Consider the following 15,504-nt stretch of genomic DNA (forward strand, 5'->3'; position numbering starts at 1 on the left):
AAGACTAACCTTGCTGAACTGTAATAAATAATTTATTTTTGTCCAATAACTGTAACGGTTATTCAGGACTAGTCAAACTGATAAAAAAGGGAGGATGTTTGTTGTTCTCCTTTTTATGGTCATCCGTATTTATTCCCAATAAATCTCTATAACTTCAGACTCCGAAAACATAGTGATAATCGTTTAAATGTGATAGCTTGACACTATAAATTAAATGCTTTTATAGTTATATTTCTATTAATCAGATAAATATATTAATTCTTATATCGAACTCACGTTAAAGAAGGTGGTCGTAAGACGGCGCTATGATAGCTCTCTGCCTTGTACTTTGTTCGGATGGACAAAGGAGCGGAACGGAGAAAAGCAGGGGCTAAGGGCTGCTATATTCCTTCGTAATCAAAGTATTCAAAGTCTGCGTATGCCTTTGAGGTTTGAGAACCGGATACGGCATACAATCCCAGTATGATCCCCGTAAAGCCACCGGCAGTTTCTGTACTAATATAGCGCGTATTCATTCGGCCCAGCTCTTTGAAGTCCTTTCCGTCTGTGGCATACTCGAACGAATAGATTTCGTTGCTGCCTTTTACCCGGAGTTGTACTTTCCCTTGGGGCAGAATAACTTCCTTTTCCGTATGGGTCAATTCATTCAACTGGTAGCGTAATACTACAGCTTGTTTCCCGTCTGCCAATTGCTTGACAAATAAATCATAATGGGACGGTTCGAACATGTAGACCGTCAGGCCGGCTTCGTCACCACCGGTGGCTTTTTCCAGTTGCATGGAAGTGGTAGCTGTGAAGTTGATATGTTCTTGCCGGCGGCCAGCAAAAGTAGGACTTCCTTTCCCGTTGTTCAGGTTTACGGGGGTTGCTTTCAGACGGAGGTTATCGGAAGCAAAGGTATAGTTTTCTGGATGATAGTTTCTGATATGAATCCATTCGGGACCTAATTTACCGTTTTTGAAGTCGGTACGTGTAGGCTTTGGGGCAAGAGGATGTTGCGGTAGGGTTGGTACATCCATTTGCAAGGCTATTGTACCATCTCCGTTTATGACCGGCCAGGCATTCTTGTCCCAGCGCACGGGAGCAAGGAACGTTTCGCGTCCCAACAGGTGATGGCTGCCGTTTTGCGGACGGAAAGCGAGACATACCATCCACCACGAACCATCGGGGGCTTGTATCAGGTCGGCATGGCCGGTTCCTTGTATCGGGCTGTCCTGTGCATTCTTGTTGATGTGGGTCAGGATGGGATTGGCAGGGTTCTCTTCGTATGGACCGTCTATATTGCGGCTACGGGCTATTGTCACTTTGTGACCATATTCCGTGCCGCCTTCGGAAATCAGCAGATAATACCAGCCGTCCTTCTTGTAAATATGCGGCCCTTCAGGATACCGTCCGCCCGTACCGTTCCAGATGCGTTTGGACTCGTTGAGTTGTTCGCCGGTTTGTGGATTGATTTCGCACAAATAGATGCCTACGTCTGGGTTGCTGACAAGGTAACACTTGCCGTCTTCAAAATAGAGGGACGGGTCTATACCGCCTTGCTTAAGCCATACGGGTTCTGACCATTCGCCACGCGGGTCGGTAGTGTGTACAAGGAAGTTGCCTTTATCGGATACGTTGGTGGTAATCATGTAGAATGTACCGTCGTTGTAGCGGATAGTGGGTGCATAGATTCCTCCCCACGGGCCGGCGTCGTGAAGCGGTAGTTGTGAGGGACGCGTCAGGCAGTGTCCGATTTGTTCCCAGTTAATGAGGTCTTTGCTGTGGAACAACGGTACGCCCGGAAAATATTGGAAACTACTGTTGACCAGATAAAAGTCATCCCCTGCACGGCAGACACTCGGATCAGGATGGAAACCGGGAATAACCGGATTTTGATAACTTTGCCGGTTTTGTGAAAAGCAGGACAGGCTGAGCACCAGTCCTAAAAGTAACATCATCTTTTTCATTCTCATAAATACATTGTATTTTAGATCGTTATCAGATATATATCAGAGTCGTTGAAGGAAGTGTTTATATACAAAAATAAAGTATTCTTTCGGTTCAAACAAACCGGATATGTCTGATGTCATTCAATGATTACTTTTAAGCCCTATTCGGAAACAAATGATACCGTTGCAGATAACATGGCATCGGTGTATTTTTCGCTTTTTTCCGCTACTTTTGTTTTTATTGATTTAATCATTGTCCTTAATACGTAAAGCCATGATGAAGAATATTATTGAAAAATTCCAAATTTGCTTAATGCTGTCGGCACTGCTTTTCTCTTCTTTCGTTGCAGCATGTTCCGACAATGACGATACTGTGACTCCTGAAATAACGATTCCCGCGAACATTCTGACAGATGGAATGACTTTCTCCAAGACCGGAGGAACAAGTACGCTGAATATCAAGTCGAACGTTGCATTGGAAGTTACCAGCAGCGCACCGGAATGGTGCAAGGTTACTGCCGAAAGTTCTGCTTCGAGTAGTATTTTGAAATATACCGTTACGGCAGAAGCCAATACGGATACGAGTGACCGTGAAGCCAGGGTAACGGTAAAAGCCGGAGGCAGCGAAGTAGGGAGCTTCACTGTGAGACAGACGGCTGCGGACGGACTAATCATATCTAACTCCACTTCTTTCGACCTGCCTGCTGCGGGAGGAGATGTCTCTGTGGTAGTGGAAACCAATGGTGACGTACAAGCCGTTTCCGATGTTTCCTGGATAAAGGCGGTCAATACCCGTGTCATGGAAGACAAGATTTTTAAATTTACCGTTTCTCCCAATCTTCTGGAAGCGCGCGAAGGCCATATCACTTTTACTTTGGGTAACCTGACGGAGACTGTGACCGTAAAACAGGCTGCGGGCGAGGTCGGCAGTATGGAAAGCGATGCCAGGACACTTGCCTCTAAGATGTATGCAGGTATCAATATCGGAAACACGCTGGAAGCTTGTGATAGCAATAACAAGATAGCAGATGAAACGTTATGGGGAAATCCTAAAGTGAGCGAGACATATATCAAAGGACTGAAGGCATTGGGATTCAATGCGGTACGCATCCCTTGCGCGTGGGATTACCACATTGTGAATCCATCGACCTATGAGATAGATGCGGCATGGCTCGACCGTGTAAGCGAAGTGGTGGGTTACTGTGTAGTCAATGATATGTATGCCATTGTCAATATCCATTGGGATGGCGGTTGGCTCGAAGAAAGTATCACTCATGGTTACAGCAGCGAAGTAGATGCCAAGCAGAAAGCAATCTGGACACAGATTGCCAATAAACTGAATGCTTATGACGAACACTTGCTTTTTGCCGGATGTAACGAACCCGGACAACAAGATCAGGGAAACGTTGGAACATCGGACATAGATGTCATTCTGAAATATGAGCAAACCTTCATCAATGCCGTGCGTGCCACCGGAGGGAATAATGCGATCCGTTGCCTGATTGTGCAAGGTCCTTATACCAACATCGACAGGACAGTGAACGATTACACGATGCCTAAGGATGAAGTGCACGACCGTCTGATGGTGGAAGTTCACTTCTATGATCCCTATCAGTTCACCCTGATGAACCATGACGAAACCTGGGGTAAAGTATTCCTTTATTGGGGGGAAAGCAATCATTTATCAGGCTCCATTCATAATGCCACAACAGGTAACGAAGAAGATCATGTGAAGCAACAGTTCCAGAAGATGAAGGAGGCCTATACAGATAAGGGTATTCCTGTGATTGTAGGCGAGTACGGTGCCATGAAGCGGACAAAAGAAGACAAGATAGAGGGTACCTCCGAACTTGCCTATCCCGACATTGACCAGGAGATGCACAACAAAAGCCGCGCCTATTGGAATGAAGTAGTCACCCGTGAGGCGAAAAACCATGGTTGTGTTCCTTTCTATTGGGAAACCGGTGGTGACATGAATCGTAATACGGGTAAGGTGAAGGAGGCTTATGCCATTGAGGGCATTATGAAAGGGGCCGCAGCAGGTAAATACCCTTACTGATGAAGTGGCGGATAGAATAAAGGCCGTTTTCAAAAGCATTGTGTAAATAGGTTTTATAAGTTACAAGGATTGTTTGATATAGTTTTTTCGAGAAGTATGTCCTTGAGGAATATGCTTTTCCGTCTTTAAAAATCCTTGTCTTTCCTTGCTTTTCTGTCCGTTTTTTATTTTATTTGCAATAAAAATAACTTCCTTTAGCTATGATAGTATGAAAAGACTGCAACTACTGCTCTTGTGGGTTTGGATGATATGTTTCTCTGCAGCTTCACACGACTACATGTTTAAACATTTGGAGGTGAAAGACGGACTTTCCAATAATCAGGTTAATGCCATTTATAAAGATTCAAACGGATTCATGTGGTTTGGTACAGCTTCGGGGCTGAACCGCTATGATGGTTACAATATAAGGATTTACCGCAGCCAGAAGGATGATGAGACGTCTCTTCCCGACAACTATATAGAAGACATTCAAGAGGATGTTTCCGGCAATCTGTGGATACGCACGAAAAGCGGGTACACCATTTACAATTCGGTATCCGATACTTTCGACCGCAATGTGGAAGCTTGGATGTGGAATGTCGGCCTAACAGGAACACCCTCGCAGATCTATATTGACAAGGAAAAAGACTTTTGGATATATGTTTCCGGCAAGGGTGTCTACAGATATATGAAGGGGCAAAAAAACGCTGTGACGGTAGAGGGTTCGAATGAGCTTGTCGCGAAAGCCGAAGTGTCCGACATGAAAGAATGCGACGAAGGAGTTCTGCTGGTTTTGAGTAACGGCATCTTGGCTTGTATAGATGAGGAAAAGCAAAATATCAAGTGGACCAATCCAGGCATTGTCGAAGATTGCAGGGAAGTAAAGAATGTTGTCTTTGATTTGTTTGTAGATCATAATGGGAGGGCATGGATATTCAGTGTGGAGGGGATGTGGATTTATAACCTCTCTCAGAAAGTTTGGGAACAGCGTTCTCCCCGAACGGACACTTACAATGCTGTACGCGCAGTGGCGCAGGATAAATACGGATGTATATGGATAGGCAGGGATCAGGATGGCATTGAATTGATAGAACCGAAGGGACAGAAAATCCGCCTGGCGAATGATCCTAATAACGAGCGTACTTTGTCTAACAATACAATAACGGCTCTTTATGAAGATGAGGCTGGTACGATGTGGGTGGGAACCTACAAGAAGGGCGTCTCTTTCTATCATGAAAGTATCTTTAAGTTCGGTATTGTCGATGTAGGCGACATTAATTGTGTGGAGGACGGAGGCGGTGATATCGTATGGGTGGGAACCAATGATCGCGGGCTGGTTCGATGGAATAGCGTGACAGATGAACGTATGGTTTTTTCGCATACGACAGATCCCCATTCTATTTCGAGCGATGTCATAGTCTGCCTTCTTCGGGACAGTAGCGGAAGAGTGTGGGCAGGTACTTTCTGGGGCGGATTGAATTGCTATGATGGGAACCGTTTTATCCATTACCGGTCCCGTAGGGGAGACAATAACTCACTGGTCTACGACAATGTATGGGCATTGGCGGAAGATGCGGACAAAAATATCTGGATCGGTACGTTAGGGGGAGGGTTGCAATGCCTAAATCCTCAGACAGGAATATTTACCACTTATTCTACAAGTAATTCAAACCTTGTGTCGGACTATATTTCATCCCTCTGCATCAGCTGTGACAATAATCTGATTATCGGTACTTCGGCAGGGATGGCTTTCATGAACCTGAGGAACGGTGAGATTACAAATTTTGTAGGTACAAAGTCGGGAAAGACAAGACTTTCCAACCAAAACATAAATCAAGTTTACGAAGATAGTCGCGGCTTGCTATGGATAGCCACATGTGAAGGCTTGAATGTATATGACAGTAAACAGGATGAATTGTACGAAGTGCCTATTAAGCCCGATTTCTCCAAGCTATTGATATTAGGTATTACGGAAGATGAAAACAAAAGTATATGGGTCAGCACCGGAGGAGAACTGATAAATGTGGTGTTGCTTGTTGACAGCAAGACGGAGCAGCCTGTGTTCCGTTGCTATTCCTATAACGACAAGGACGGATTGCAGAGTTGTGACTTTAACCAGCGCTCCCTCAAACGACTTCATACGGGTGAGATTGTAGTGGGAGGACTGTATGGACTGAATCGATTCCGGCCGGGTAACATAAAGTATAACCACACGTTGCCTAAGGTTATGTTTACCGGTTTCCAGTTGTTCAATGAAGACGTGAAGGTGGGCGAGGAATATGTAGGACGCGTCATATTGCAGGAGGATCTGAATGAAACCGAGGAAGTAGTTCTGGGTTATAAACAGAATGTATTCACAGTGCTGTTTGCCTCGGATAATTTCGTACTGCCCGAAAAGACACAGTATTTCTATAAACTGGAAGGATTTAATGAGAACTGGCTCACGAGTATGTCCGATATGCCTCGCGTTACTTATACCAATCTGGCTTCGGGGACTTACATCTTAAGAGTGAAAGCTACAAACAGTGACGGGTATGCGGGTACTGAAGAGGCTTTGCTTAAGATTGTCATTCTTCCGCCTTTCTGGATGACTCCGTGGGCATATATTGTTTATGCCCTTCTGATAATAGGAGTTGTCTTCTTTTCACTTTATGCCGTACAACGGAGAGAACGTAATAAGCTCAGAATACGCCAGATAGAGGAAGACGCGAAGAAGAAAGAGGAATTGAGCCAGATGAAATTCCGTTTCTTTACGAATGTCAGCCATGAGTTGCGTACACCGCTTACGCTGATTATATCACCGATGGAAAGTATGATGAAGGAGATTACGGACGAGAAGCTGCATGGCAAGCTGCAACTGATGTACCGCAATGCACAGCGTTTATTGAATCTGGTAAACCAGTTGCTCGATTTTCGTAAGAATGAGATGGTAGGACCGCACCTAACCTTGTCCGAAGGGGATATAGTGGCCTATGTGCGCAGTATCTGTGCTTCTTTTCTGATGCTTTCCGAAAAGAGCCATATACATCTGACGTTCTTTTCGGCTATGGAATCATTGAATATGTCGTTCGACGAGGATAAGATTGGCAAAGTTGTAATGAATCTTTTGTCCAACGCTTTCAAGTTTACTTCGGAAGGAGGACGGGTGGATGTGGCATTGGAAATGTCGAAAGAGATACCCGGAAGATTGCTGATAAAGGTATCGGATACCGGTGTCGGTATCAGAGATGAAGACAAGGAGCGGATTTTTGAACGTTTCTATCAAGTGGAGCAGGAAGAAGCGGAACACCAGTCAACGGGTAGTGGGATTGGCTTGAGTCTGGTACGCGACTTTGTGACGTTGCATGAGGGTACGGTACGCGTTGTTGACAATGTAGGTTCCGGTAGTGTGTTTCTGGTTGAGCTTCCGGTTAAACATGTGCATGTAAGTCCTCCCAAGCCTGCGCCGCTTGCAGAAGAGCTGGAAGAGCATGAGGAACTTTTGCCGGGTATGGAAGAAGAACCGCTTCCAGATGACCTGCCGGACGATATGGAGGAGAATAATGAAGATGAAAAAGAAAAGCCGTTGGCCCTGATTGTGGATGATAATGAGGATTTGGTTGCCTTTATGAAAGATAGTCTGAGTTTGTATTTCCGTGTACAGTCAGCTTCCAATGGCCGGGAAGCTTGGCAGAAAATACCGGAGCTGATGCCGGATATTATTGTCAGCGACGTAATGATGCCCGAGATGGATGGGAATGAACTGTGTCGCCGGGTAAAGACTGATAAACGCACAAGTGACATTCCGATGATATTGCTTACTGCACGGCAAGCTGTAGAGGATAAAATAGAAGGCTTGACTATTGGTGCGGATGATTATGTGACGAAACCTTTCAATGTAGAAATCCTGATTCTGCGTATGCGCAAGTTGATTGACCTGAGCAAGAAGCGCAAGGCAAAGTCGCTCATCGACCCCGAACCAAGTGAAATAGTGATTACTTCGCTGGATGAAAAACTGGTGGAAAATGCCATCAAATATGTGGAAGCGAACATCGGTCGGTGTGATTTGTCCGTAGAAAAGTTGAGCCGGGGATTGGGCATGAGTCGGGTGCATCTTTACAAAAAACTCTTGCAGATAACCGGTAAGCCCCCCATTGAATTTATCCGTGTCATCCGTCTGAAAAGGGCGGCGCAGATGCTGCGCGAGAGTCAACAAAATGTATCGGAGATAGCGTATCAGTTAGGTTTTAACAACCCCAAGTATTTCAGCAAATATTTTAAGGATGAATTTGGCGTTTTGCCCTCTGTTTACCAGGAAAGAGAGGGTAAATAACAAAAGATACCCCTTGCAGAAACATATTGTATTTTTAGGAGAACAAAAACGCCCTTTTGTTTCAACATCGGGAGGTCTCGTTTTTGAAGGGAACTTCCTATTTTTACATCGGAGAAAATTCACGTAAAAACAGTAATAAGAAATGAAATTGAAAAGTACTTCAATTTATTTGCTTGCCGGATGGATGCTTGCCGCATGTTCCAGAGGCGGATTCCAAAAGACCGAGAACGGTGTTATTGTGGAAGTCAAGCAACAGCAACCGACGGATGTACGTAAAGTAAGATTGGAAGTAATGGGCGAGAAACTCATTCATGTATCGGCTACTCCTGAGAAGGAATTTTCAAAGGAGCAGAGTCTTATTGTTATCCCTCAACAGAATAAGACCGACTTTAAGGTTGAAGAGCAGGGCGATGAAGTGACTGTCAAGACATCGGAATTATGTGCCATCGTATCCAAGACAACCGGTGAAGTACGCTTCACAGATGCCGGCGGCAAGCAGATCTTAGCTGAAGACTCTGACGGACGAACCTTTACTCCGGTGGAAGTGGAAGGTACGAAAGGATATACGGTACGTCAGGTGTTCCAATCGGCAGGCAATGATGAGGCTTTCTATGGTTTAGGGCAACACCAGTCGGATGAGTTCAACTATAAAGGTAAGAATGAAGAACTGTTCCAGTACAATACAAAGGTGTCTGTACCCTTCATCGTGTCTAATAAAAACTACGGTGTGCTATGGGACAGCTATTCACTCTGCCGTTTCGGTGACCCTCGCGACTATTCACAGCTGGGTGATGTCTTCAAACTGTATGATAAAGACGGCAAGGAAGGTGCTTTGACCGGTACATATATTTCAGATAAGAAAGATGTGGAAACCCTTGTACGTCGTGAGGATTCTCTTTATTTTGAACATCTGGACCGTGCTGCGCATCTGAGTAAAGTGATTAATTTGCCTGCGGAGTTTCCATTTGGAGGGTCTGACGTAATTTATGAGGGAGAAATAGAACCGGCAGAAAGCGGTTTATTCCGTTTTATCCTTTACTATGCAGGCTACATGAAAGTATATATTAATAATGAGTTGGTGGTTCCAGAACGTTGGCGTACAGCTTGGAATCCTAACAGCTATAAGTTTGCCGTCAATCTGGAAGCGGGCAAGCGCGTTCCATTGAAGATAGAGTGGAAACCTGACGCCGGTATATCTTACTGTGGTCTGCGGGTACTGAGTCCGGTGGATGATGAAGACCAGAACAAACTGTCCTGGTGGGGTGAAATGCAGAATGAAATAAACTACTATTTCGTTTATGGTGATGATATGGACGATGTGATTAGCGGCTACCGTACATTGACAGGTAAATCCCCAATTATGCCGAAATGGGCGATGGGTTACTGGCAAAGTCGTGAGAAGTACAATACGCGCGAAGAGGTTCTCTCCACCCTGAAGGAATTCCGTGAACGCCAGATTCCTATCGACAATATCGTAATCGACTGGTTGCATTGGAAGCTGGATTCCTGGGGAAGCCATGAGTTCGACCCCGAACGTTTCCCCGACCCGAAAGGAATGGTCGACTCCATCCATGCCATGAACGGGCGTCTGATGATTTCCGTATGGCCCAAGTTCTATGCTACGACCGAACACTTCAAGGAATTTGACGAAAAAGGCTGGATGTACCGGCAGGCTATTAAAGACAGTATCAAAGACTGGGTAGGTCCCGGCTATCTGGGTTCTTTCTATGACGCATACGATGCCGATGCCCGCAAGCTCTTCTGGAAACAGATGCAAGACCATTACTATCCTCTCGGTATAGATGCCTGGTGGATGGATGCCAGCGAACCGAATATACGCGACTGTACGGATTTGCAGTATCGCAAGGATCTTTGCGGTCCGACAGCACTCGGACCCTCTGCCAAGTTCTTCAATGCATACGCGCTGATGAATGCCGAAGCTATCTATGATGGACAGCGTGGCGTGGAACCGGACAAACGCGTATTCTTGTTGACACGTTCCGGTTTTGCAGGATTGCAACGCTATTCTACTGCCACCTGGAGTGGTGACATCGCCACCCGTTGGGAAGATATGAAAGCGCAAATCTCTGCCGGCTTGAACTTTTCTGTCAGCGGTATCCCTTATTGGGCCATGGACATCGGCGGATTCTGTGTGGAGAACCGTTATGTCGCTGGTCAGATGGAATTCAACAAGACTGGACGTGAAAATGCTGATTATAAAGAATGGAGAGAGTTGAATACCCGTTGGTATCAGTTTGGCGCTTTCTGTCCGTTGTTCCGTGCACACGGCCAGTATCCGTACCGTGAGGTTTGGAATATTGCTCCGGCAGGACATCCGTGCTATAACTCCATCGTTTACTATATAAAGTTGCGTTACAGCATGATGCCGTATATCTATTCCTTGGCGGGTATGACTTATTTCAATGATTATACCATCATGCGTCCGCTCGTAATGGACTTCACAGCTGATGCAAACGTCAACAATATAGGTGACCAGTTCATGTTCGGTTCTGCCCTGATGGTGGCTCCGGTTTACGAATACGGTGCCCGCAGCCGCGAGGTTTATTTCCCGGCAAGTTGCGGTTGGTATGATTTCTATTCCGGCAAATATGTGGATGGTGGCCAGAAACTGACAGTGAATGCTCCTTATGAACGTATTCCGCTCTACGTCTGCGAAGGTGCCATTGTACCTTATGGCCCGGACATGCAATACAGTGACGAAAAACCAGCTTCGGAAATCACACTTTATGTTTATACGGGTAAGAACGGCGCATTTATGCTCTATGAGGATGAAGGTGTGAACTATAACTACGAGAAGGGACAATATGCCACTATACCGTTTGCCTATAACGATGCTGAGGGTACACTGGTTATCGGCGACCGTATGGGTGACTTCCCCGGTATGCTGAAAGAACGTACTTTCAATGTAGTGAAGGTAAGCAAAGACCAGCCACAACCATTCGATTTGAAGGCGAAAGGCATAACGGTGAAGTATGACGGGAAAGCACAGACTGTAAAATTATAATCAGAATGATAGACGATGTTAGGGAGAGAAATCTTCTCGGTGCCGAACGATGCCTTTCTCGATGCCGGGTACTTCCGCTTCTGAATAGTTGTGAGAGAGGAATAGGCACTCAATAATCCTTTAGATATTTATTACGATGAATAAAATTATATTGTCTTTGGCCATCGTGTCTCTGTTGTATGGTTGCAATATTCCTAAAGAGGTGGCTGGCGATGACCGCAGTTTGGATTTTACTGCCGACTGGGCCTTCCGCTTGGGAGACGATACGGCGGCAGCCCGGCCAGATTATAATGACGCAGCCTGGCGGAAACTGAACTTGCCTCACGATTGGGCCATAGAAGGAGAATTCAGTAAAGACAATCCTTCGGGAACGGGTGGAGGTGCATTGCCTGGTGGTATAGGCTGGTATCGTAAGACTTTTACTGCCGATAAGGCCGATGAAGGCAAGCGCTATCGTATAGATTTCGATGGTGTCTATATGAATTCCACCATCTATATCAACGGGCATGAATTGGGAACACGTCCCTACGGGTACATCTCGTTTAGTTATGACCTGACCCCCTATATCAAGTGGGGAGAGGAGAATGTGTTAGCTGTCCGTGTGGACAACGCCGAACAACCCAATTCGCGCTGGTATTCCGGTTGCGGCATCTATCGTAATGTATGGTTGACAAAGCTGAATCCGGCGCATGTAGCGCAATGGGGTACTTATGTCACGGCAGAAGATGTGTCGAAGAACAGTGCCCGGTTAAAGATACGCACTGAACTACAGTACGATGCAGAAACACAGATGATGGCTGTTGTCGTCCTGCAATCCCGGTTAGTGGATGCCGACGGCAATGTGGTGGGTGAGGCTGTGTCGGAGGCTCGGTTAAAGTCCCTTATTCCGACAGAGATGGAACAGGAGATACACTTGAAGAATCCCCGTCTTTGGAGTATTGATATGCCCTATTTATATAGAGTAGAAAGTATTCTCAAAGATAAACAGACCGGCGAAGTGCTCGACCGTTACTCTACTCCTACCGGCATCCGTACTTTCCGCTTCGATGCACAGAAAGGGTTCATTCTAAATGGTGAACAAGTGAAGATAAACGGTGTCTGCATGCATCATGATCTGGGTTGCCTGGGAGCTGCGGTAAATACGCGCGCTATTGAACGTCAGTTGGAGATTCTGAAAGAAATGGGTTGTAACGGCATCCGCTGTTCCCATAACCCTCCCGCACCGGAGTTGCTCGACCTTTGCGACCGTATGGGTTTCATCGTGATGGACGAGGCCTTTGATATGTGGCGCAAGAAAAAGACCCGTCACGACTATTCGCGCTATTTCGACGAATGGCATGAACGCGATTTGACTGACCTTATCGTGCGTGACCGCAATCATCCTTCCATCTTCATGTGGAGCATCGGCAACGAAGTGCTGGAACAGTGGACGGATGCCAAAGCCGATACCCTGAGTCTGGAAGAGGCCAACCTTGTCTTGAACTTCGGTCATAGTGCGGATATGCTGGCAAAGGACGGAGAAATAATGTCCGTCAACTCATTGCTGACAAAGAAGCTGGCGGATATGGTGAGAAAGCTTGATGCCACACGTCCCGTGACGGCAGGTTGCAACGAACCGAGCCCGAACAATCATTTGTTCCGTTCCGGTGCACTTGATATTATCGGCTTCAACTACCATGACGACTGGTTTGTAGGTATTCCCGAGAACTTCCCCGGCAAGCCGTTCATCGTGACGGAAAGTGTTTCCGGCCTGATGACACGCGGTTATTACCGGATGCCGAGTGATTCAATGTTTATCTGGCCTGAACGTTGGGACAAGTCTTTCTATGAGGCTTCGTTCTCTTGCTCCTCCTACGATAACTGCCATGTTCCTTGGGGCAACTGTCACGAAGGTACTATGCGCCATGTAAAGAACAACAACTTTATCAGCGGGCAATATGTCTGGACGGGCTTCGATTATATCGGTGAGCCTACACCTTACGGTTGGCCGGCACGCAGCTCTTATTTTGGCATTATCGACTTGGCTGGCTTCCCGAAGGATGTCTACTACATGTATCAGTCCGAGTGGTGTTCGGACAAGACAGTGTTGCATCTCTTCCCGCATTGGAACTGGACAGAGGGACAGGACATTGATATGTGGGCATATTATAACAATGCCGACGAAGTGGAGCTTTTTGTGAATGGAAAGTCTCAGGGGGGGGGTGCGCAGCAAGGGAAAAGACGATTTCCACGTCATGTGGCGAGTGAAGTATGAGCCTGGCACGGTAAAGGCTGTTTCCCGCAAGAAAGGGAAGGTCGTGACGGAGCAGGAAATTCGGACAGCGGGCGAACCTGCACAGATCCGTCTCACTCCTGATCGCAGTACCATTCAGGCAGATGGCAAAGACTTAAGTTTCATTACCGTCGAGATTTTGGACAAAAACGGAAATTTGTGTCCGAATGCCGAAAACGATATGACCTTTGCAGTAGAAGGTGTCGGCTTTATTGCCGGAGTAGACAACGGAAGCCCCATTTCTATGGAGAAGTTCAAGAATAACCACCGTAAAGCTTTCTACGGGAAGTGCCTGGTAGTAGTGCAGAACGACGGCGAACCGGGTAGTGTCAAGGTGACGGCTACGGCTGATGGACTGAAGAAGGCGACGACGGCGATTAAAGTTAAATAATAGTATAATCACAATAGCATATTAACAAATCAAGATATGAAGAAAAAATTTTTAGTAACCTTATTATTGGTATGTTCCATCAGTATCGTGTCTGCACAGACACCGGTCTATATGGACGATGCACAACCTATTGAAGCACGTGTAAAGGATGCCCTCAGCCGGATGACGCTGGAAGAGAAGGTAGCCCTTTGCCATGCGCAGAGTAAATTCAGCAGTGCGGGTGTTCCGCGACTCGGCATTCCTGAGCTTTGGATGAGCGACGGCCCTCACGGTGTCCGTGCCGAAATCAACTGGAATGACTGGGGATATGCTAACTGGACCAATGACAGCATTACCGCTTTCCCGGCCTTGACTTGTCTGGCCGCTACCTGGAATCCGGAAATGTCTGCCAAGTATGGCAAGGCTATCGGTGAGGAAGCACGCTATCGTGAAAAGGATGTGTTGCTGGGACCCGGCCTCAACATCTACCGTACTCCGATGAACGGGCGTAATTTTGAATATATGGGCGAGGACCCTTATCTGGCCGGTGTAATGTGTGTGCCTTACATTCAGGAATTACAGAAGAACGGGGTGGCAGCTTGTGTCAAGCATTATGCGCTGAACAATCAGGAACTGTGGCGTGGGCATATTGATGTGAATCTTAGCGACCGGGCTTTATATGAAATCTATCTGCCGGCATTCAAGGCTGCAGTAGAAAAGGGAGGTGCATGGAGCATCATGGGCTCCTACAATAAAATTCGCGGCCAGCACGCCTGCCATAATGATCTTACGTTAAACAAGATTCTGAAAGGCGACTGGAAGTTCGACGGCTGTGTCATTACCGATTGGGGCGGTGCCCACGATACCTATGAGGCCGCCGTCAACGGGCTGGATATTGAGATGGGTTCTTACACCAACGGCCTGACATCCGAGAGTGCATTTACCTATAACGATTATTACCTTGCCAACCCTTACCTCCAGATGTTGAAGGATGGCAAAGTGCCGATGTCTACGATAGACGATAAGGCTTCCCGCATTCTCCGTCTGATATTCCGCACGGCTATGAACCGTCAGAAGCCCTATGGCTCGGTGGCTACGGAAGAGCATTATGCTACTGCCCACGAGATAGGTAATGAGGGCATCGTACTGTTGAAGAATGATCCGGTGGTAAAGAAAGGCGCTCCATTGTTGCCGATTGATGCAGCCAGGTACCAAAGTATTCTGGTAGTGGGCGATAACGCTGTACGCATGCTGAATCAAGGGGGAGGCTCTTCCGAGTTGAAAGTAAAGGACATGGTATCTCCATTGGATGGGCTGCGTGCCGTTTATGGTGATAAGGTGACCTATGCAAAAGGGTATGCCGCCGGTCGCCCGATGTATGAAAGTGCAGATGAAATTCCGCAGAATATTGTAGACTCACTCCGTGCCGAAGCTGTGGAAATGGCGAAAAAGGCAGACTTGGTGGTACTGGTAGGCGGGTTGAACAAGAACCACTTCCAGGATTGTGAAGGCGGCGACCGTCTGGAATACGGCTTGCCTTTCGGGCAGGATGAACT

Annotated in this window: 5 protein-coding genes and 1 pseudogene; 5 read left to right on the forward strand and 1 reads right to left on the reverse strand. The window is 46.6% G+C overall.

What is annotated here, in order from left to right; all coding sequences use genetic code 11:
* Window positions 1-380 precede the first annotated feature (380 nt).
* A complete protein-coding gene (locus Q0Z70_RS10995) occupies window positions 381-1,949 on the reverse strand; it encodes a glycoside hydrolase family 43 protein (protein WP_298074504.1) in 1,569 nt (522 codons plus the stop codon).
* A gap of 256 nt (window positions 1,950-2,205) precedes the next feature.
* On the opposite strand from Q0Z70_RS10995, the gene Q0Z70_RS11000 reads away from it, so the two are divergent.
* The 5 genes and pseudogenes from Q0Z70_RS11000 to Q0Z70_RS11020 form a co-directional block, all read left to right on the forward strand.
* The gene (locus Q0Z70_RS11000; protein ID WP_298074496.1) at window positions 2,206-3,990 is read left to right on the forward strand and encodes a cellulase family glycosylhydrolase; all 1,785 of its coding nucleotides are present in this window, start codon (window positions 2,206-2,208) and stop codon (window positions 3,988-3,990) included.
* A gap of 208 nt (window positions 3,991-4,198) precedes the next feature.
* Complete coding sequence (locus Q0Z70_RS11005) at window positions 4,199-8,281, forward strand: hybrid sensor histidine kinase/response regulator transcription factor (RefSeq protein ID WP_298074498.1); 4,083 nt, start codon at window positions 4,199-4,201, stop codon at window positions 8,279-8,281.
* A gap of 142 nt (window positions 8,282-8,423) precedes the next feature.
* The gene (locus Q0Z70_RS11010) at window positions 8,424-11,306 is read left to right on the forward strand and encodes a TIM-barrel domain-containing protein (protein WP_298074500.1); all 2,883 of its coding nucleotides are present in this window, start codon (window positions 8,424-8,426) and stop codon (window positions 11,304-11,306) included.
* Between the two features lie 136 nt (window positions 11,307-11,442).
* Window positions 11,443-13,969 (forward strand): annotated as a pseudogene (locus Q0Z70_RS11015) (sugar-binding domain-containing protein).
* 36 nt (window positions 13,970-14,005) lie between these two features.
* Window positions 14,006-15,504 (forward strand): glycoside hydrolase family 3 N-terminal domain-containing protein (locus tag Q0Z70_RS11020; RefSeq protein WP_298074502.1); only part of this gene is annotated, 1,499 nt, incomplete at its 3' end.

Origin of the sequence: uncultured Bacteroides sp., from assembly GCF_947632445.1 — a bacterium.
GTDB lineage: Bacteria > Bacteroidota > Bacteroidia > Bacteroidales > Bacteroidaceae > Bacteroides.